The organism is Caldalkalibacillus thermarum, from assembly GCF_014644735.1.
In the GTDB taxonomy this organism is placed as follows: domain Bacteria; phylum Bacillota; class Bacilli; order Caldalkalibacillales; family Caldalkalibacillaceae; genus Caldalkalibacillus; species Caldalkalibacillus thermarum.
Window position 1 is genome coordinate 108,493 of record NZ_BMKZ01000001.1, and the last position, 20,706, is coordinate 129,198.

The 20,706-nt window shown below is 48.4% G+C and carries 19 protein-coding genes and 1 pseudogene; 10 read left to right on the forward strand and 10 right to left on the reverse strand.

Going from position 1 to position 20,706, the window contains the following annotated elements; translation table 11 throughout:
- Positions 1–194: 194 nt before the first annotated feature.
- Positions 195–734, reverse strand: coding sequence for a gamma carbonic anhydrase (locus tag IEW48_RS00575; protein WP_188622126.1), 540 nt, complete (start codon positions 732–734; stop codon positions 195–197).
- Between the two features lie 186 nt (positions 735–920).
- Here IEW48_RS00575 and IEW48_RS00580 point away from each other — a divergent pair, with 186 nt between their 5' ends.
- The 3 genes from IEW48_RS00580 to IEW48_RS00590 all read left to right on the forward strand — a co-directional run bounded on the left by IEW48_RS00580 (position 921) and on the right by IEW48_RS00590 (position 3,924).
- Positions 921–2,006, forward strand: a complete 1,086-nt coding sequence (locus IEW48_RS00580; RefSeq protein ID WP_188622127.1) for a tetraprenyl-beta-curcumene synthase family protein — start codon at positions 921–923, stop codon at positions 2,004–2,006.
- A 29-nt stretch (positions 2,007–2,035) separates the two neighbouring features.
- On the forward strand, positions 2,036–2,431 hold the full coding sequence (locus tag IEW48_RS00585; protein ID WP_188622128.1) for an OsmC family protein: 396 nt from the start codon (positions 2,036–2,038) through the stop codon (positions 2,429–2,431).
- A 128-nt stretch (positions 2,432–2,559) separates the two neighbouring features.
- The gene (locus tag IEW48_RS00590) at positions 2,560–3,924 is read left to right on the forward strand and encodes a YjiH family protein (RefSeq protein ID WP_188622129.1); all 1,365 of its coding nucleotides are present in this window, start codon (positions 2,560–2,562) and stop codon (positions 3,922–3,924) included.
- Between the two features lie 118 nt (positions 3,925–4,042).
- Here the strand turns inward: IEW48_RS00590 and IEW48_RS00595 are convergent, their stop codons facing one another.
- The 6 genes from IEW48_RS00595 to IEW48_RS00620 all read right to left on the reverse strand — a co-directional run bounded on the left by IEW48_RS00595 (position 4,043) and on the right by IEW48_RS00620 (position 10,143).
- Positions 4,043–4,900: an ATP-binding cassette domain-containing protein gene (locus IEW48_RS00595; RefSeq protein WP_188622130.1), complete on the reverse strand. Its 858-nt coding sequence runs from the start codon at positions 4,898–4,900 to the stop codon at positions 4,043–4,045.
- Positions 4,901–4,975: 75 nt separating this feature from the next.
- Positions 4,976–5,797: a hypothetical protein gene (locus tag IEW48_RS00600; protein WP_188622131.1), complete on the reverse strand. Its 822-nt coding sequence runs from the start codon at positions 5,795–5,797 to the stop codon at positions 4,976–4,978.
- Positions 5,778–6,350 (reverse strand): RNA polymerase sigma factor, encoded by a 573-nt coding sequence (locus IEW48_RS00605; RefSeq protein WP_188622132.1) that lies wholly within the window; start codon positions 6,348–6,350, stop codon positions 5,778–5,780. The genes IEW48_RS00600 and IEW48_RS00605 overlap by 20 nt, the downstream gene beginning before the upstream one ends.
- Positions 6,351–6,366: 16 nt before the next feature.
- A complete protein-coding gene (locus IEW48_RS00610; protein ID WP_188622133.1) occupies positions 6,367–7,062 on the reverse strand; it encodes a hypothetical protein in 696 nt (231 codons plus the stop codon).
- A complete protein-coding gene (locus IEW48_RS00615; protein WP_188622134.1) occupies positions 7,059–9,281 on the reverse strand; it encodes a hypothetical protein in 2,223 nt (740 codons plus the stop codon). The genes IEW48_RS00610 and IEW48_RS00615 overlap by 4 nt, the downstream gene beginning before the upstream one ends.
- On the reverse strand, positions 9,274–10,143 hold the full coding sequence (locus tag IEW48_RS00620; RefSeq protein ID WP_188622135.1) for an ABC transporter ATP-binding protein: 870 nt from the start codon (positions 10,141–10,143) through the stop codon (positions 9,274–9,276). Before IEW48_RS00620 ends, IEW48_RS00615 begins: the two co-directional genes overlap by 8 nt.
- A gap of 271 nt (positions 10,144–10,414) precedes the next feature.
- Here IEW48_RS00620 and IEW48_RS00625 point away from each other — a divergent pair.
- A pseudogene (locus IEW48_RS00625) lies at positions 10,415–10,720 on the forward strand (alanine:cation symporter family protein); the annotation flags it as partial.
- A 43-nt stretch (positions 10,721–10,763) separates the two neighbouring features.
- On the opposite strand, the gene sspK reads toward IEW48_RS00625, so the two are convergent.
- Positions 10,764–10,910 (reverse strand): small acid-soluble spore protein K, encoded by a 147-nt coding sequence (gene sspK / locus IEW48_RS00630; RefSeq protein WP_158306381.1) that lies wholly within the window; start codon positions 10,908–10,910, stop codon positions 10,764–10,766.
- Between the two features lie 50 nt (positions 10,911–10,960).
- Here sspK and IEW48_RS00635 point away from each other — a divergent pair, with 50 nt between their 5' ends.
- Genes IEW48_RS00635 through IEW48_RS00655 form a run of 5 tightly spaced genes read left to right on the forward strand, consistent with a single transcriptional unit; the run spans position 10,961 to position 18,178 of the window.
- On the forward strand, positions 10,961–12,157 hold the full coding sequence (locus IEW48_RS00635; protein WP_188622137.1) for an LL-diaminopimelate aminotransferase: 1,197 nt from the start codon (positions 10,961–10,963) through the stop codon (positions 12,155–12,157).
- A 44-nt stretch (positions 12,158–12,201) separates the two neighbouring features.
- Positions 12,202–13,098: an ATP-binding protein gene (locus tag IEW48_RS00640; RefSeq protein WP_229703897.1), complete on the forward strand. Its 897-nt coding sequence runs from the start codon at positions 12,202–12,204 to the stop codon at positions 13,096–13,098.
- Between the two features lie 11 nt (positions 13,099–13,109).
- A complete protein-coding gene (locus IEW48_RS00645; protein ID WP_188622139.1) occupies positions 13,110–15,026 on the forward strand; it encodes a vWA domain-containing protein in 1,917 nt (638 codons plus the stop codon).
- Positions 15,027–15,039: 13 nt separating this feature from the next.
- A complete protein-coding gene (locus IEW48_RS00650; protein WP_188622140.1) occupies positions 15,040–15,942 on the forward strand; it encodes a CBASS cGAMP-activated phospholipase in 903 nt (300 codons plus the stop codon).
- Between the two features lie 13 nt (positions 15,943–15,955).
- Positions 15,956–18,178, forward strand: a complete 2,223-nt coding sequence (locus IEW48_RS00655; protein ID WP_188622141.1) for a TaqI-like C-terminal specificity domain-containing protein — start codon at positions 15,956–15,958, stop codon at positions 18,176–18,178.
- 22 nt (positions 18,179–18,200) lie between these two features.
- On the opposite strand, the gene cshA is transcribed toward IEW48_RS00655, so the two are convergent.
- The gene (cshA, locus tag IEW48_RS00660; protein WP_188622142.1) at positions 18,201–19,574 is read right to left on the reverse strand and encodes a degradosome RNA helicase CshA; all 1,374 of its coding nucleotides are present in this window, start codon (positions 19,572–19,574) and stop codon (positions 18,201–18,203) included.
- Between the two features lie 107 nt (positions 19,575–19,681).
- Entirely contained in the window at positions 19,682–19,879 is a 198-nt protein-coding gene (locus IEW48_RS00665) for a cold shock domain-containing protein (protein ID WP_007505278.1), read from the reverse strand.
- A gap of 224 nt (positions 19,880–20,103) precedes the next feature.
- On the opposite strand from IEW48_RS00665, the gene IEW48_RS00670 reads away from it, so the two are divergent.
- Positions 20,104–20,685, forward strand: coding sequence for a tetratricopeptide repeat protein (locus IEW48_RS00670; protein ID WP_188622143.1), 582 nt, complete (start codon positions 20,104–20,106; stop codon positions 20,683–20,685).
- The last annotated feature ends 21 nt before the right edge of the window (positions 20,686–20,706 follow it).

Sequence of the window (20,706 nt, forward strand, 5' to 3'; positions counted from 1 at the left end):
TTCATACTCTGTTATAGCGTTCAGCATCACAGTTATAGAAAATGTATATGCTATTCTAATCTCTTTGTTCATAAAAAGTATAACATATTAGGTTAAATGTTGTATACTATTTTTTATCGTTGCTTATAAAAAAGTGACTCTTGTTTTTATGATTGACAAAAAAAAATCGCCGCAAGGGGCAGGTTAAAGGGGCATCATGACTGACTCCGGTTGCCTGTCCACTGTTGTTCCAATTGTTTATAATACTGCCCTTTTTCCACATAGGACTGGCGGATGCGCTGCATCTCGGCATAATCGGCTTCATTTAATTTCCGGGCCACTTTGGCCGGAGAGCCGATGACCAGCGTCCGGGGAGGGATTTTTTTGCCGGGCGGAACAAGGGCGCCTGCGCCCACCATCGCATCCTCGCCAATTTCTGCCCCGTCAAGGACGATGGCACCCATGCCAATAAGGGCTCCTTTTTTAATATGACAGGCATGTAAAATAACGTTATGTCCCACTGTTACATCGTCTTCAATAATTAACGGACGGTCAGGACTCTGATGCAAGGTACAATTGTCCTGAATATTGACCCGATTGCCGATGATGGTCGGCGCCACATCACCACGCAGCACCGTATTGTACCAGATGCTTGTCTCTTCGCCGATTTTGACGTCACCGGTGATGATGACCCCTTTTGCGATAAAAGCGGTTGGAGCAATTTGTGGCGTTTTGTTTTTGTACGGTAAAATCATGTGACGGACCTCCGATCTTTCATCTTTTAATATTTATTAATATTTTACACTTTGCTAGCCTGACAAGATAGGCTATTATAAGAGGGACGATTTTTGTGTATATACCTAGTCTGGCTGTTGCTGTTTGATTGGCACAGTATGTTAATTGGTAAAGAAATCAGATGATCAGAGGTAAGGGAGATCGCGATGGACACGATTGCAGCCCCCCATGTTCCTGAACATCCAATTTCGCTGATGCGGGATATTTATAAAAAAATATTGCCAGAGGTTCATTTGCAACTGGATATTTGGAAACGGAAAGCGGAGCGCATCCCGGATGCTGAGCTGAGACATCAGGCGTTGGCCAGCATGACAAGCAAGCAGTTTCACTGTGAAGGCGGCGGCGTCTATGCCTTGGTCGCCCGGCCGGACTGGCTGCCAAGCGTGGTCAGGTTTATTGTGGCCTATCAAACCATCAGCGATTATTTGGACAATTTGTGTGACCGGAGCGTATCTTTAGATGAAGCGAACTTCAGGCAATTACATCAGTCGATGATCGATGCCGTGACTGGCACCTTCTCGATTGATAACTACTACCAGCTGCAGGCTAATCAAGAGGATGGCGGTTATTTACGGGCTCTGGTTCAAACCTGCCATGACACACTGGCACTATTGCCCAATTATGATTTGTACAAGGACAATATACGCACATTGTGTGAACTGTATTGTGATTTGCAAGTGTATAAGCACATTGCCCTGGATAAGCGGGAACAAGCTTTACATACCTGGTGGGAAAAACACCGTGAACGCTTCCCTGAGCTGGAATGGTACGAATTTGCGGCGGCAACAGGCTCGACGCTGGGCATTTTTTACTATGTGGCGCTAGCCAGCTATGAAGAAGGAACAGAAGATTTAAATGACACTGTCTTTGACGTATATTTTCCTTACATCCAAGGCCTGCATATCCTGTTGGACTATCTCATTGACCAGAAAGAAGACCGGGAAGAAGGGGACCTTAATTTTTGTTTTTACTATCCTTCTGAGGAAGAGAAACTTCAGCGGATTGAGTGGATTACCCGGCAAGCCAGAAAGAAAGCCAGCCAGTTGCCCAATGCACCGTTTCACCGCATGATAGTGGAAGGGCTTTTGGGCATGTATTTGTCCAGCCCTAAGGTGAAGGAACAAGACGATGTGCTTCAGATTTCCAAACGCCTGTTAAAGCGCCGCAAGTTGTCCACCTGGTTTTTCTTTTTAAACGCCTGGTACATCCACCGCAAAGGACGAAAAATTTAGCTGCACAACTGACAAAATACGAGTGAGGTATGCGTACCGATTTTAAAAGCCAAAAACATGAATGGGTGATTGATGAACCTGAGAGCATGGGCGGGCAGGACAGCGGCCCGGATCCGTTGACCACCCTCTTGAGTGCACTGGCTGCCTGTGAAAATGTCACTGCCCGTTTTGTGGCCAAAGAACTTAATTTTAACTTGAAAGGGATGCGTTTTCAAGTAGAGGGGATCCTTGATCCACGGGGTTTTATGGGGGATCCAAACGTGAAACCGTACTTTGAGCAAGTATCCATTAAAGTGATTGTCGAAACCGATGAATCAGAGGAGCGCCTTGATGAATTAAGGCGTGTGACAGATTCCCGGTGTCCTGTCTACAACACCTTGAAAGCTGCCGGAATCAAAGTGAAATCTGAGTGGACGAAAGGTTAAACTAACCTGAGCCTTCGTCTTGTTATAAACAGGCTAAATATCACCAAATACTTGAAAACTATTTACAACAATCCTGAATAAAGATAAAATCATCATGTATATTCATAAGACGGAGGCTTAACAAGAAGATGAAGAAACATCCAAGATTGGACCATTCGCCTACCATATTAGACTATTTAAAATTTGCTCTTCCCTCTCTCATCGGTATCATGTTGTTTATGGTCCCGGTTCGTTATGAAGGTGAAGTGACCATCTTGGTGGCCTTGCTTGCCAAATGGGCAGAAGGACAATTCCATGACATTCTGCCTGCTTTCATGACCGTTGTGTTTATGCTAACTGCGCTGTTAACAGCGGTAACAAAATGGCTCAAACCGGAAGCCATTTTAAACCGGCCGTTTTTAAAAGCATTGTTTGATGTCACTTATTTCTGGTTTGTCATGCGCATCCTGGGCGCTGTTTTTGCAGTGATGACCCTGTATCAACTGGGGCCCTCCTTTATCTGGTCGGAAGACACCGGCGGACTGGTTTTATACGATCTCGTCCCGGTACTAGCCGCGATTTTTGTCTTTGCCGGTCTCTTTTTGCCCTTGCTGTTAGGCTTTGGCCTGCTTGAGCTGGTCGGGGCGCTGATGACCAAAATTATGCGTCCTGTGTTTACCCTGCCGGGCCGCTCGTCCATTGACTGTTTAACCTCATGGATGGGAGACGGTACGATTGGGGTGCTCTTGACCAGCAAACAGTATGAAGACGGCTATTACACGAAGCGGGAAGCAGCTGTTATTGCCACCAACTTTTCCGTGGTTTCGATCACTTTCAGTTTGGTGGTGATCAGTTTTATTGATCTTGGTCACCTTTTTGTTCCGTTTTACTTCACCGTGATTTTGGCGGGAGTGGTGGCTGCCATTATTATGCCTCGCATCCCGCCCTTATCCCGCAAAGAGGACACCTATTATGAGCCTGTAGGCAAGCAGATTGACGAAACGATTCCAGAGGGCATGTCCGCCCTGAGATACGGTCTTTTGCAGGCAGCGGCAAAAGCAGGCGAAGTGAAAAGTGTTGGTTCGGTGCTTAAGCGGGGCGTTCAAAACATTTTAGATATGTGGATCGGTGTTGTGCCGCTGGTCATGGCCCTGGGTACCCTGGCCTTGATTATTGCTGAATTTACCCCGCTGTTTGTCTACCTGGGTTATCCGTTTGTGCCCATTTTGAGCGTGCTTCAGGTGCCAGATGCAGCTGAAGCGGCCCAAGCCATGGTGGTCGGGTTTGCCGATATGTTTTTGCCGGCTGTGATTGGAACGGGGATTGAGGATCCCATGACGCGTTTTATCATTGCGTGTGTGTCGGTCACCCAGCTGATTTATATGTCCGAAGTGGGCGTAATCTTGCTCCGTTCCAAGCTGGATTTAAATTTATTGGATCTGATGATTATCTTCCTGCAACGGACATTGATCACCCTGCCGGTCATTGTGCTGATGGCCCATCTCATTTTTTAACTAAATTTAGCAAGAAATCCCCCACCTCTATAGGTGGAGGGAGCATGTCACGTTCATAGCAGTAAAAAAGGCGGCTGTTTATGGCCGCCTTTGTTGTTTCTAGGGAACTTTTTTCCCGTTACAGGCTCCTGTTCCGAATGAAATAGGCCTCTTCCAGGGATGGCTCTACGGGTTGAAAGGAAGGAGAGGGACGTTGGGAAGCGATGACCCTGATGCTGAAGTGGCCATCCCCTGAAGGTTTGCAGCGAATGACATCTGTTGGAGGGAACTGCTCCAGCTCATTCGCCTTGATTTTTCCTTCCCAAATACGGCGTACGGTGGGGCACTTCCATTGTTCGGGGGAACCATAAAAACGGACACGCCCCTTATCCATCCACAGCACATGATCACAGCAGCCTTCCCACTCTTCGAGGTCATGGCTGACGACAACTGCTGCTCTCTTCCGGCTATAGTTCCGGTTTAAAACTGAGATGACGCGTCTTTTCTCCATGCTGTCCAGATAGGTTAACGGTTCATCGAGGAACAGAAAATGGGGCCAACCGATGAGGGACTGGGCAATAGCGATTCTTTGCTGCGTGCCTTGGGACAGGGATTTAATCTTATAGTTTCGGGCAGAGTTAAGTTGAAACAGTTCAATGAGCTCCTCCACCTCTGCTTTTGCTGCTGCTGGCCTTTGCCCTTTCAGTTCAGCAAGATAAAGAAGCAGACGATGCACAGTCATATCTTGATGCAACTCGATGCCTGTAGGCAGAAACCCAATTTCGGCACGGAGCAGCGGCAAGGGGCAGTCGGGGACATTGGCATAGATAATACGTCCCTGGTCTGGTTCCAAAACGGTGGCCAGCACATGGAGAAGGGTCGACTTCCCCGCCCCATTCTGTCCAACGACGAGGGTGATCCCTGGCTTGATGCTCAGGTGGTCAATACAAAGCTCAAAATGGTTGACTCTTTTGTTTAAAGCATGTACTTCAATCATAGCCTGGTGCTCCTCACATCCGGTTTAACTAAATTTCCAGCACAAACTCAAAAGGTTGGTATAGAGTGGGACAGTTTAATCTAACAACAAATGGTTAAACCTGTACTGGGTCAAACCCCGCTTATAAGCCAGCCATAGTAATCCGATGCCAGCGATCAATAAGCAGACATGTCCTGCGACCAACAGTGCTTCCCACTTAACAGGATCATTTATCAGGTAGGGATGGGCTGCCAAAGCGGCCCATAATATAAAAGCAACTGTAAATCCGGTCTTTATCCCTTTCCAAAACAGCACGTAAGCCAAGACCCCAAGTAAGAATAAGGCCGGGGCAATCCAACTTAACAAAAAGGTGTGCAGTGCAAACGCTTCAACCCTAAAAGCCCAGTAGAACGTGCTGATCAAGCCCAAGCCCAAATTGATGGCCAGCACGATTAACAGACGGCTGTACAGCAACAGGGCCGGCGGATAGGGGGTAATCATTTCCACCAGGCGCATGGCTTTATTCCAGGTCTGATAGTGATACAATGCGCCGATCAAGACAAACAGCGGGACGAAATGGACAAAAGGTTGATCAATATACAGTAACGATGGGCGGGACGGATCGGAAATTAAAGTCAGCATGGCGAAGACAGCGATACTGACTATCCATAAGGGCCACTTACAGATATGCAGCTGGCTCCGGCAAAAGCGCCACAGGGAAGGCCGTTCTCGATTCAAAGCGTTCTCCTCGTTAAATGTACTACTAGCAGTGTAATCCCTGTCCAACTCTTCCTCCAGATTGATTAACAGACGATGTGTATCGGAAGCTGAGGCCGGTTTTACTTGATACTTTGACAAAGACTCTGATAAATCCCTTTCCAACTCTTCCAGCTCCCGGTCAAGACATTCTTTGTTCACGCGGTGCTCCCTCCTTCCCCTCTGCCAATGTGGACTTCAGTGTTTGTAAGGCCCTATATAAATACGTTTTTACAGTGCCAAGGGGGATATGAAGTGTGTCACTAATCTCTTGCAATTTCAGTTCTTGATAAAACCTTAAGATGACAATCTGTTTTTGAATGTCAGGCAATTCATCCAGCGCCCGGATGATGGCTTGCCGTTCTTCTTGCCGTTCATAGATTTCGATCACGGAAGGGCGGGGATCTCGTTGTTCGGGAATTTGCTCCAACCCCTTTCTTTCAGCGCGGTAACCAGCGCTCTTCCAGTAATCGCGGCACAAGTTAAGGGCCACCTGGTAGATCCAGGGCCTGATTTTGGCCGGAGGCTGGCCTTTTTGTACATAGCGGATGATCCGGATGAACGTTTCCTGCACCAAATCTTCCGCTTTTTCTGTATCATGCAGCATGCGCTGCAGAAAGCCAAGCAGGGGACTGTGATAACGGTGAACAAAAGCCTCAAATGCAGCTTTATCTCCATGTTTAAAGGAGCGGATTAATTCTTCATCTGACAGCATGTGCCATGCCCCCTCCCTAATTGAGTTCATCTGTGATGATCCATTTGTGCCGTTGGCTGGTCCAATACATGGACAATGTCAAGAGCACAACACTGATGGCCACAAGCAACAGACGGTTAACACCAAATGCCGTGTTTTCGGGGATATAAATGGTATAAAGCGTCAAATACTTTAATATCTCTCCCCGGGACAGCCCCTCCAGTATCCATAGGGAAAATCCTGCGCCCAGTCCCCCATATATTTTCTTGGTGAGTACCATGCCAAACAAGGTGAGCATGGCCAGCAAGAGATAAGCCGGAACACTTTGGCTGAATAATTGCAGCCAGGAGATTTCTCCCACATAGGGTGGCTGATCCCGGTAGGAATACACCAGTGTTTCCATTTTACCAAACGCCCCTAGGTAAACCCAGGTCCAGGCGAGGTGAAATACGGTTATAAACACCATCAACTGCCACATTTTGCGCAAGATCATCCGTGGCATGGAAACGGGGAACGTGGCATAAATCTCTGAAAAGTAACCGCTCAGCTCCCGCTGGTAAAACATGACCGTCGCCATGATGACTACAGGCAGCATAAACGTTTCATTTAAGAAAAACAGGTCACGCGGATAGCGGGAAGTGACAATCAGGGTCACATAGCCCAAATAATAGCTAACTATGGCCAGCAGAAAAGGGCCTTTCAATCCTTTTAAGTCCTGAACAACCTCACTCACTCGCCCATCACCTGCTTCCATTGTTGCTGCCACTCTTCTAGCTTAATGACGGGGTACGGGGTTTCTGAATCGGCTGACACGATACGTGTGTAAAAATACTGCAAAATGTGTTTCAGTTCATTGGTCTTGCCTTGCCTTAAAGCATCCACCACCATCTTGGTCACCAGTGTATGGTGATCGTAGCTGTCTTCTGTGTCTGGTGGACCCTCAAGGTAAGGTTGGATCCAGAGCATTAATTCTTCATTACTAAGCTTAAGCCCATCTTTTAAATATAAATAATAGAAGGCGTCGAGAATGGCCCCGGCAATGCTTTCGTGGTCTATATAGCCTCGAACATCATCATCCTTAAACAGCCGGTAATAAATCATATCCTTAATCATATACAGTCTCTCCCGCTCATACCGCGCGTCATCAATGAAACCGGGTTGCATATCTTCCCTGAATATAAACGCATCATCCCATACTTCAACCGGGGCTGCGTAATATCTTCCCACCCCTAAGGTACCAAAGGGGAGATAAAAAATGGTACGTGAGATGTTCGGCATTTTCTCAAGCCATTGGCTGAAGTACTGCTCTATATGCTCCATATCCTCCAGAAAAAGATTGATTTCTCCCTCATACACCGGAGAGGATACGACGCTGAATGCCTGCCCCGCGGGGATCTCCGTCACGTTTCCACCTAACAATGTGACGCCCTCCGCTTCGGCGATATAAAATTGTTGGACATGATTCTGTGGGTCACGGATCACTTTGTCAGCGGCTGTGGTAAACACATCCCCTTCAAACTGACTTAACGTAATGGTATATTCTGACGGCACAGGGTTTAGCCCAAGAAAGTCTAGTTGAATCGGTTCAGGCGCACGGAGATAATAAGCTGGTTTGTCATTCTTTGTAAAGAACCCCAGGTTAAAAAGGGGCCGTTTTCCAGGTAAAGGGTACCAGGCCAGATGGGCAGGGAGAAAGACATGCTTCCCTTGGACAAAGCCGTGCATGGTTTCGCGGTAGTGATTAAATCCCCACAAGAATAATCTTCCTGCGTATTCAATGCTCATTACCTGCTGTTCGAGTTGTTGATCCAGGACTTCAGGCTGAATCAGCAGCGTGTCACCTTCGCGCTCAAAGTCAACCTCCTTTCCATTCAGCTCAACCCTGATGACCTTAAGCAGACGGTTTAAAGTGAAATAGAGGGATGGTTGTTCAGCCACATCAGCCGTTAAAAATGTGAGCGTAGCTGTTCCTTTCAATCCGTTTTGATGGTGTTGCTCCAGTTGAATGTCGTAAGATTGGATGGCAAAGCCGGGTTGAAAGCGTGTCTCCTCCTCACTGTCAATGGGAATGGAACTCTCCTGAACAAAAGCATCGTGAATGGCATACCGCTCCTGCCACAGCTGGGCATAGGGGAGGAAAGTCGCTATACTCAACAAAATCGTGGCTACTCCGCATAATATCCAGCCCGTTTCCCGCTGGGCCGGTCTTCTGGTGACCAAAATGACCGTGATCCAAATGATCAGCATCACGGTAAACATGGCCACAAATAAGCGGGACAGCCAAATCTCTGAGCTTAAAAGCTGCCAGCCCCACACATCATTACTCAAGAGAGAGTCCACTGTAAACTGATTGAGATGGAAGGTCCGCAGAAAATAAAGTTGGGAATGGGACATCAGAAAAATATCCATAAAGAAAGTGCCAAACATCCAGGCGCAAAAACCGATTAAATAGACGATCCGTGGTCTTATGGCCGCAGCCAAAAACATGGCCAAAGCCAGTGTCACGGCATAGGACCATTCATATTGCAACACATATTGAGTCAATGCGCTTTCAATGTGGGACCAGGTTACTCCTCTGTGATAGCCCACACCGCTAAAGACGGCGGCCATGACTAATGTAAAAGTGGATAAATACAGCCATCCTGCCACAAATTTGGCGGTCACTTGCATCAAGGGGGCTACAGGCCAGGACCCGAGCCAGTCATAGGTGGCCGGGATTGTATCCCTGCGGATGATCAATATCCCGAGTAACATGGCTGCACCCAAGGACATGGTGTGCCCTAATTTGTGAAAGTCGTAAGCATTTAAAATCAGGTTGTACGGTTTGTAGTCGGGAACGTTGAGCAACTGATGCAGCATCCAAGCGCCAAATAATACCGGCAAAACCAGGAAGAATCTGTTGCTGAAGATCAGTTTCAACTCCAATTGAAGCTGCCGCCACCATTTACTCATCTGCTTTCCCTCCAATCAAAGCCATATAGCCCTCTTCCAGGGAAGGAGAAAGAGGAATGGCTGATGGAGCCGGCTTTTCTCCGGCGATCACTTTGACGCGCACCCCATGATCAGTCCGTCGGGTTGAGACGATTGGGTATTGGTGATAGCGTTCTAACTCTCTCTCTTCTATTTCAAGTTCCCACACCTTGTCAGCTGCCTGTTGGCGAAGATCTTCCAGGGTACCTGTGAGGACCACACGTCCCTGGGAGAGAACGGCCAAGGACTGGCAACTGCTCTCAATGTCAGCTACAATGTGAGTGGATAAAATGACGATTCGTTCCATTCCCAGCCGGGAAATCAAATTGCGGAAGCGGATCCGTTCTTCCGGATCTAACCCGGCAGTGGGCTCATCCACAATCAGGACGGCAGGATCACCTAACAGGGCCTGGGCGATACCCAATCTTTGCTTCATCCCCCCGGAAAACGTTTTGATTTTTTGACGGGCCGCCTGTTGCAAGTTCACCTCAGCCAGGAGATGTTTAATGCGGTTTTCTCGTTCTTTTTTCTCCTTAATCCCTTTCATCACCCCTACATAATCCAGAAAGTCATACGCTGTTAATTGGGGATAAATTTGAAAGTGCTGGGGAAGGTAGCCGATCAGCTTGCGGATCTCATCCGGCTGCTTGGTTAAGGAAATGCCGTGGACGGTAACCTCCCCAGATGTCGGCTTAAGCAGGGTGGCCAAAATGCGCATCAGCGAGGTTTTTCCAGCCCCATTGGGGCCAAGCAAGCCGAAGATCCCTTTGTCAATGCGGAGGTTAATGTCTCTCAAAGCGACATGTTTTTTGTATCTTTTGTAAAGACCCTCAATCATGATCATGTTCTGCTTCTCCTCTGCTCTGGATTTCCTTGCCGGCAAGTTCTATTACTATCACGAACAAGAGGGGCAAAAAGTTTTAGTTTTAAAAAAGAAACAGCCAAAAAATTCCCCTTATTCACGCTGTTTATGAAATCGGAAAAAATGGTTTATAAAAATGAAAATTATTTATTCACAGAACATTAATGGTAATTTATAATTTAACCTGAATCCAAAAAAGAGAGAAGGGGGATATTTGTGGAAGCGTTTATTAATAGGTTTAATGAAGTTGTGGAAGCTTTTGTTAATGGGCTCAATAATATTATTTGTTTTCTATGGAAGCGTAAGAACGGCAAATCTGGCTTGGGCCATGGGAGACATCGGTGTGGGAAGCATGGCCTGGTTGAACCTCGTTGCCATCCTGCTGCTGACAAAGCCTGCCCTAAAAGTGTTGAAGGATTACGAAGAACAGAAAAAAGAAGGAAAAGATCCTGTGTTTGACCCGGTCAAAGCAGGAATCAGTGATGCCGACTTCTGGGAGAAGGAATATAAGTATGAGGAATTTTCTGCTCCAAATCAGGGCAAATCTCTTCATTCCTAAACATGAAATCCAAAACCAAAAAGGGGCAGCTAAACAGCTGTCCTTAATCTTTGTGCGGTTCGTGGGCACTGATCATCCGTTCTTGCGGCTCCGTATTAATCTCTCCGTTGGCCCGTTTGGGGGCGTTGATGCCCTTCCATGCTCCTCTGCTTTTTCCCCACTTGTTAAACCGATGTGCTAGAATAGACAAAAAAATACTTTTCATGTGAATAACATAAGTGGAGAGAATGGAGGAAAACCATGAGCTTTGAAACAGCCCGGCGCATGCAAGCATTTGAAACACTGGTATTTAGTGAACTGGCTAAGAGAAAAAAGGACAAAATAGCCCGTGGGGAAGATGTGATTGACTTAAGTATCGGCAGTCCCGATTTACCGCCTGCCCCCGAGGTGATCGCGTGCTTGACGCGCAATATTCAGGATCCTGCCCAATACGGCTACACCTTAACGGGAACAGATGAGTTTTTGGAAGCAGTCGCTGTGTATTACAGGAAGCGGTTTGGTGTGGCCCTTGATCCGCAAACAGAAGTAATGATGACCATGGGGTCCCAGGACGGCCTGGTCCATCTGCCCATGGTGTTTGCTAATCCGGGGGACATTATTTTGGTTCCTGACCCTGGCTATACGGCCTATGAAACAGGGGTGCATATGGCTGAGGCAGCATTGTATCCCCTGCCGTTGAAGAAAGAAAACGGGTTTTTGCCTGACCTTGAGGCGATCCCCCAAGAAGTGGCCAAGAGAGCCAAAATGATGATCCTTAACTTCCCGGGCAATCCGGTGCCGGCCCTGGCTAGCCGCACTTTTTTTGAACAGGTCGTTCAGTTTGCCAAGCAGTACAACATCCTGGTTGTTCATGATTTTGCCTATTCTGAGCTTGTCTTTGGCGGTCAAAAAGCGACGAGTTTTCTAGAGGTGGAGGGTGCCAAAGAGGTCGGAGTGGAGTTTAATTCATTGTCCAAAAGCTTTAATATGGCTGGCTGCCGAATTGGTTATCTGGTAGGCAATCCAGAAGTGCTTGCGGCTTTTGGTCGCTTAAAATCCAACCTGGATTACGGGGTCTTTTTACCCATTCAAAAAGCGGCGGCCTTGGCGTTGCGGGAAGGAAGGGAGCTGCTCGCCAGGAGCGTCAAAGCGTATGAAGCCCGCCGGGATGCGCTGGTTAAAGGTTTGGCCGAAGCCGGCTGGGACATTGATCCGCCTCAGGCCACCATGTTTGCCTGGGCCGAGTTGCCTGAAGGCTGGACGTCCAGGGCGTTTGCCTACGGTCTCTTGGAACACGCAGGTGTTGTGGTGACTCCGGGAGATGCCTTTGGCAAACACGGGGAAGGCTTTGTCCGCATCGCCCTGGTTCAGTCAGAATCCCGGCTAAGCGAAGCGGCCCGCCGGATCGGTGATTTCCTGCGTGTTTATGGTAAAATGAAAACAGAGCAAGCTTATTAAGCCGCATAACTTAGAAAGGAAATCACCATATGATGCAGAACGACATACTCAACGAAATAGAGTCACTACAGTTGCCGCAGCAAGTGGTGGATACGATTGACCGTATCCGTTCCGAACGGCAACACACCCTGACCGATGAAGAAAAGTGGCTGGTGGGCCGGCCCGGATACACTTCCCCAGATCCTGCGCTCCTTTATGATGCCGTCGTCGCCCTGAGCATGCGCAAGAACGTACTGTTGCAGGGGCCTACTGGAGCAGGGAAAACAAAACTGGCCGAATATCTGTCATACCTGTTCCATCAGCCCCTCCATGCTGTTAACTGCTCGGTTGACCTGGATGCAGAAGCCTTGCTGGGCTTTAAAACCATTGTGCAAAAGGGGAATCACTCTGCCATCGAATTTGTTCCGGGGCCAGTAGTCAAAGCGATGACAAAGGGCCACTTTTTATATATCGACGAGATCAATATGGCCAAACCGGAGACGCTACCGATTATCAACAGTGTGTTGGACTACCGGAAGATGCTGACCAATCCCTTTACAGGGGAAGTGATTAAGGCCAAAGACGGGTTTGGGGTGATTGCCGCCATCAATATCGGTTATGTGGGCACCGTGCCGCTCAATGAAGCGTTAAAAAACCGCTTTGTGGTCATTGATGTCCCCTATCTGCAAGGGGAACAGCTGAGGAATTTGTTAGAAGAACAGACAGCCCTCCGTGATCCTGCTCTCCTGGACCGTTTTGTCCGTTTATCCGCTGACCTTTTGGCCCAGACCAAAATGGGACAGTTGTCTGAGGAGGCCGCCTCCATCCGGGCCTTGATTGATGCTTGTGATTTGGCTGCCCATATGCCGCCGCTCCGGGCCATTCAACGTGCTATTGTCGATAAGCTGGAAGACGAGCGGGAACGGGCGGCGGTTAAAAACACGGCTGAAACATTGTTTTAGGGGGAACGGCCATGGTGTTTCGCTTTCTAGAACAGGAAGTGGATGCTTTTGTGCGCATGCAGCTTTTGGACCTGGCCCGTACCCTGGCCCGCCGGCCCCAGGTGCGCATCGATTTTGATTTGAGCTCCTATTTTGATCCTGGAAGCCAAACGATTTACATCAGCCAGTTCTGGGATGAACTGGATGACCCTAAAATGCAACTAGAGGGCATGAAAAGTGATGTGTATATCCGCAGCATGGAGATCAAAGCGTCAGATCGGTCTGCCATTGCCCGCTATATGTCCAGGGCAGCAGCATCAGCACGGCCCAAGTTAGCAACCCAGCTGTTTATTATGGCTGAAGAGCTGCGCCTGTCACTGGCCATGATGGCGGAGAGGCCTGGCACACAGCGTGTGTTTGATGTCCGCCGCCAGGTGTATACCCGCTATTTTGCCCGCAGGCTGCCGGGACATGTGCGTCGTGGAGAACAGGGTGACGCCTTGTTTACGGCCTTGTATTTATGGCTGACAGCCAACGAAGTCGATCCCCGCGTTCCCGGGATCAGTGCTGAGTTGTATCAGCTGCTGAAACAATTGCAGCCCCAGTTGGAGTGGCTGATGGATGCCAGTTCAACTGCTGAAGTGGCCGAGCGTTGCTGGGGGATTGTGGAGGCCCTTGATGTGCACTTGTCCGGCGACATGCAGACGACGTACTGGGCCTGGCCCAAGAGCCGTGTTCCGGAGCCAGAGCCGCAAGTGGACATTGATCCTCTGAACCGGGCCTCTCTCTTGAAGGCGTATGACGAAGAAGGGGAACAGGAAGTGAAAGAGGATCAGCGTAAAGACCAAAAGCTGCCTATGTGGCATCAGGATACAGCAGATAAGACCGGTCATTTTTTGCAGTTTGAGCTGGAGGAAGGCGCCCGCTCCACCGCCTTGGGCGGCGTTTTGCGCCAGTCGGACAGCGGGGACCAGGCCGTGGGTATGGTGCAAGGGTCAGCCCATCGCTCCAGCCGTGATGATTATGAGGATCCTCAAAATGTACTCAAACGTTTGGAAACACTGGCTGGTGAGCAGAAAGCATTGATGGGGGACATCAACCGTCATGTCAAACCTGTCTTTGTACCTCCCAAACCTGCAAGCCAGGCTGACAGGGCCGCCTATGAGGAGCTCATCCGGCACATTAGTCCTTTCAAACGCAAGCTGATGAAAACGATTCAGCTGATACTGGAACATAAGCACACGGCTGCCAGAGAATTCTTGCCCTTCGGCCGCCTGACCAGGAAGTTGACCCGGCTGTTAACAGAAGATTCCCCGCGCCTGTTTTATAAGAAAAAGAATCCATCTCGCCAGATTGATGCCGCTTTTATGCTGCTCGTGGATTGTTCAGCTTCCATGTACGATAAAATGACTGAAACCCAGCGGGGCATTGCCCTGTTTCATGAATGCTTGCGCGGGCTTTCTATCCCCCATATGGTGACCGGCTTTTGGGAAGAGAGTGGTGAAGGGAAAAGGGGAGCTTATCCTAACTATTTTCAGCCTGTGATTGAGTTCAGCCGTTCCCTGTTACCCGACAGCGGCCCGGCTATTATGCAGCTCAAGCCGCAGCAGGACAACCGGGACGGTTATGCCATCCGCCTGATGTCGGCCCATCTGCTGGAGCGGACTGAAGCCCGGCGTTTTTTGCTGGTGTTTAGCGATGGGGAGCCGGCGGCCCAAAATTACGAAGCAGAGGGTATTTTGGATACCTATCAGGCTGTACTGGAAGCAAGGAGAAAAGGGATTGACGTCATTGGGATCTATTTGGCGGGTGAACAGGTCCCGGAAAAAGTACAGCAAACGTTCCGCAACATTTATGGGCGCCACAGCATTGTCGTGCCCCATGTCAATGAATTAAATGATCATTTGCTGCCCATACTACGGAAACTCTTGTTAAAAGCGATGGTCTGACAGGAGGCTGGTCATGAAAATTTTATGTATTGATGGGGGCGGAATTCGCGGGGTGTTCCCTGCTCAGATCCTGAACCGTTTGGAAGAGAGATATCAACAGCCCATTTACAAGTCTTTCGACTTGATTGTCGGGACCAGTACCGGGGCGATTATTGCCGCGGCAGTGGCAGCCGGGCAAAAGATGGATGTAATTGTAGATTGGTACCGCTATTGGGGACCAAAAGTGTTTAAACAGCGCTCGCTGGGGGTCTTGAAAAGTTTTTATCATCATCACCTGCTGAAAAAGGTACTGCAGGATGTGTTTGGCCAGAGACACCTGGCTGAAGTTTCCGTTCCGCTCGTCATTCCCGCGGTCAATTTGCAGGTTGGGGATGTGCATCTGTTTAAATCCCACACCAACCCCCGTGAAAGTGGTAAAATTAAGCTGTGGGAAGCGGTTTTGTCCTCCTGTGCCGCCCCACTTTATTTTCCTCCTTACCAAGTGAACGATGACCTGCTCATGGCAGACGGGGGATTGTGGGCCAACAATCCTTCATTTGTCGCCCTGATTGAGGCGCTGAACGTTTTTGGCCAACAAGTGGAGGAAGTGAACATTTTATCCCTGGGCACAGGGAAGCAGAAGATCACTTTTGATCCGGGCGGCAAACCGGGCTGGGGCCTGAGTCAATGGATTCAGCTTAAATGGCGGCCGTTTAGGATCACTCCCAAACTGATTGACCTGGCACTGCATGTGACCTCTGAATCGATTACCTATCAATGTCAAATGCTGCTAGGCAGACGTATGCTGCGCCTTAACCAGGAGTTGGGCAAGGAAATTCCCATTGACGACATCGGTAAAATTGACGAACTGATTCAGCTGGCTGATCAAGTGTATGAACAAAGACAAGCGGAGATCGATGCGTTTTTGGCTCACTAGGAGAGGTTAAGCAATGAATAAGATCAAACAAGCATCCGCTTCTTTTTCGAAGCAAGGGAACACCGGGCAAAGGCAAACGGAAGTTGCCCGAAAGCAGCAGGGTTCTGAATGTTCTGCCGTCTATTTAACCTTACAACAGGCGGCCGAATACCTGGCAGTCTCTCCGGCTACAGTCAAAAACTGGGTGAAAACCGGCCTTATACGGCACATAGTCTTTCAAAATGGTCAACGCATGGTGGCGAGAGCTGAAATCGACCAGCTCTCCCGGCTGATCGAACAGGGAGAATTGAACCGTTTGCGGAAAAGGAGAAACAAAAGGGCGGTCAAGGGAAGGTTGATTCCAAGCGAATACGTGAGTTTCAAGCCTTATGCCGGGTTGACAGCAGAGATTATGCAAGTGGCAGATCCTTTTTTGCGAACGGCAACCACACAACAAGCCACGAGATATATCCGTTTGATTTTATGTGAATGTGTCCTGCAATTATGGCGGCATAAGCATGCTTCACATGGTTTCCATGGCAAGGAAAGGGATGCTCTTACCCCAGGGTCAGGGACTTCATTGACTGCCGGCTGGTTAACCGGAGAGGTTCAACTTGGCTGGCTGTCGCGGCTTTTGACCGGGCTGATACATACGGATGGCTTGTCTCCGGATGAGAAGGAGCTGTTAGACCGTCTGCACCCCTTAGATATTCCCTATGTAGAAGGGGAAGATTTCCTGGGCCTGGTCTATCTTTCGTTAAGTCAATTGGGGCAGCGGAAACAATATGGACAATACTATACACCCTCGTCTCTGGTCAGGGAGATGGTTGAAAGTTGTCTGGATCAGCTTGAGATTACAGAGAAAGTAAAAATAATGGATCCTTGTTGCGGATCTGGAAATTTTTTATTAAAGCTGTTTCAACATTTAAAATCCCGCTTGTGTGCATTGGGATTTTCTGTGCAAGAGGCAGAAAAACACCTGTTTCAATCTTGTTTGTTGGGTATGGATATTGACCCGGTGGCCGTCACTTTAACCAAAATCAATTTGGCCCTGGCTGCCGATCATTTGCCCGCCGAAATGCCCGTCTTCCAGATACAGGTCCGCGATTTTCTGGCGCAGGGAACTGACTTGCAGAAGAAGGATGCTGCATCTTTTGATGTCATGATAGGCAATCCGCCCTGGGGCTCCACGTTTGGTCTCTCCGCAAAAAAAGAATTAAAAACCCGCTTTCGTTCGGCCCGCTATTTGGTGGACTCGTTCAGCCTGTTTGTAGAGCAGGCTGTCAGATTGTTAAAGCCAGGCGGGATTTTAAACTTTGTCCTCCCTGAGGCCATGTTGTCTGTCAGCGGCCACCGGCCTGTCAGGGAGTTTCTGCTGGAACAGACACAGCTTTTAGATATTCACTTGCTAGGCAACACCTTTACTGGCGTGCACAGCCCTGTCATTACCTTCATGGCCCAGCGCCAAGCCGGTGAAAAGAAAAATCATTGTGTTTATGTCAGGGGGATAGGGAAGGGGCATCGAATCCTTCAACAACGCTTTAAGAACAATCACGCTTGTGTGTTCAATGTTTATTGCACAGATGATGATGACCGTTTACTTCGTTACCTGCGTTCCCATCCTGCGGCCACTTGTTTGCAAGGAAAGGCGGCCTTTGCTCTGGGGATTGTCACGGGTAACAATCAGAAATTCCTGGTGAGTCAACAACAGCGGGACACGGAACCCATCTTAAAGGGAAGTGACATTTTTAAATACCGGGCAAGACCAGCTGCCACGCATATCCGTTTTCAGCCTGACCAGTTTCAACAAGTGGCGCCACTTAAGTATTACCGGGCCAAGGAAAAACTGATTTACCGCTTTATCAACCGGACGCTGGTCTTTGCCTATGACAACCAGCAACATCTCACCTTGAACAGCGCCAACATTCTTGTACCAGAGACATCGGAGCTGGACATTAAATACCTCCTGGCTGTGCTGAATTCCAAAACGATCCAGTACTTTTACCAATTAAGTTTTTGTTCAGTGAAAGTGTTGCGGCATTACCTGGAAGCTGTCCCCATTCCATTGGCCTCCCCAAACAAGCAGCAATTTGTCGCCCAGCTGGTGGATCAGCTGCTCTCAGCCGAGAGGCCATCTGACCGGAAAGCTTGGTATGAGGACATTGAAGAGGAAATCATGGATCTGTTTGAATTAAACAGCAGCCAAAAAAGGCGTATCAATCAAACGGTAGCCCATATTCATTACCTGGATGATTAACCTTGATGCCTGGCTTTAACCATTACTGGCGGTGCTTACGTCTTTTCATTCCGTGTGCGTATTTCTTTTTCTTCACCTGCAGGGGAGCCTCAGCTGTAAGCCGGACCGGGGTTTGATCAGGTTCTTTGGTCAATAATTTCAAGGCTGCGGCCACCAATGTGACGGAATCTTGTTCCTCAAGCAGCGCTTGAGCCATGCGTTGGAAAACTTGAAGGTCCCCTTCTTCTGCCACCCTTAAAAGTTTCTCCATGGCTGCTTGCTGCCGGCCTTTTAATACTTCACTAATAGTGGGAATCCGCTTCTTCTCTAGTTTGCGCCTAATGAGGTGCTCAATTGTTTTTAAATGGTTCAGTTCACGCGGGACAACAAAGGTGATCGCTTTTCCGGTTTGTCCGGCCCGTCCTGTGCGGCCGATCCGGTGCACATAATTTTCAGGGTCCTGCGGAATGTCAAAGTTACAGACATGGGTCACACCCTGAATATCCAGGCCACGGGCAGCCACATCAGTGGCTACCAAAATATCAATTGATCCGGTCCGGAATAGGTTAATCACCTGGTCCCGTCTGGCTTGGCTCAAATCACCGTGAATCCCTTCAGCCAAGTATCCCCGGCGTTTTAGTGCCTCAGAAAGTTCATCCACCCGGCGTTTTGTACGCCCGAACACAATAGCCAATTCAGGGGACTCCAGATCAAGGAGGCGGCAGAGGATATCAAACTTTTGCTTTTCCTGCACCTCAAGATAATATTGCTCGATTAAAGGCACGGTCACTTGCTTAACCTTTATCTTTACTTCTGCTGGATGCCGCATAAAGCGCAGGGCCAGCTCTTTTATCGGCTCCGGCATGGTGGCTGAAAACAGCAGCGTTTGTTTTTCTTGGGGGCATTGTTCCAATATAGCGGTGATGTCATCAATAAACCCCATGTTCAGCATCTCATCTGCTTCATCCAACACGACATGGCGTATATGAGCCAGACGCAGGGTTTTGCGGCGCAAATGGTCCAATAAGCGTCCAGGTGTCCCGACAATCACCTGTGGATATTGTTTTAAGGCTTTGATTTGGCGATTGATGTCCTGCCCGCCATAGACAGGCAGCACCTTCACTTTTTTAAACTCACCAATCCGGTTCAATTCTTCGGCCACTTGAATCGTCAGTTCACGGGTTGGTGTGATGACCAGTCCTTGTATATGGTTAGCATGGGCTTGTATACCTTCAATCATGGGGATGCCAAAAGCAGCGGTTTTTCCCGTACCGGTCTGGGCCTGGCCAATCAGGTCTTGACCTTTTAAAGCCAATGGGATCGCTTCGGCCTGGATGGGTGTGGCTTCTTCAAACCCCATTTTGGCTAAAGCTCGCTTAACGGGTTCCGAGATATTTAATGCTTGAAAATGTGTCAAGTTAGTTCAAACTCCTTTTTTCTTTTCTTAGATATAACATGTTCAATAAAAAAGAGCATGATCCGTTAATAACGGAACAATGCTCTTGTCAATGTCATCTTTGCTGTTTACAAGCGCACGACATTGGCAGCTTGAGGTCCGCGTTTGCCTACCACAATATCAAATTGGACGCTTTCGCCTTCCTCAAGGGTTTTAAAGCCTTCACCCTCGATGGCTGTGTAGTGGACGAACACATCGTTTCCTTCGGGGCTTTCGATAAATCCAAAACCTTTTTCAGAGTTAAACCATTTTACTTTGCCGACCATGTTACGGCCTCCTTACTTAAAAATTTGTTGATTAAAAACTGAATACTTTCACTTGTTGCGCCTTGCACAGAGGCCGAACAGGTTGCAGTAATTCAACTTTTAATCAAACTAATCTTATTATACCATTATTTTTCAAGAAAGCAAGAAATAATTGTGTGCTCCCCATGGATAATGGTTTGTGATATAATATTTGTTTGACGATGAACAAGAGCAGGGTGTTGACATTGAAAAGGACTGTCATTTTTATTTTGGCCCTTATCATCATGGTTCTGTTTGTTTCGGTTGTTCTAGTGGTCTTATTTTCTGGGGCCTCCCTGTGGCTGTATGCCCTTATATATCTTGTCCTTATTTTTTTGTGGTATAAGCCTGCGCTTGTTTTTTATCATTCTTTCCGGGCTGGGCATATGTTAAAGCAGGGAGACCTGAAGGGCGTCAGCCTAAGTTACCAACATATTGCCCGTCTGAAACGGCATGAAGGATATGGGGATTACGCCCAAGGATTGGCCTGTTACTATCAACGGGACTGGCATCAAGCGAAGGCCGCTTTCGAAAAAGCATTAGAGCGGGGAATTAAGACGCAGCCAAAAACGACAGAACCACTCACCAAGATGGCACTGATGGCAGTGAATATGCAACTGGGCAAGCAGCGTGAAGCAAAGCGGTGGATGGTTGACATAGAAGAGCAGTTGGCTGAAGGAAGACGCTTATCTTCCAAACTTTTAGCCCTGTTTTACGCCCTGAAGGGAGAATGGCTGTATCATCAGGGGCGGAAACAGGCAGAACAACTGCTGCAAACCCGCGGTTAGGCTGTATTGTGGATGGAGGTA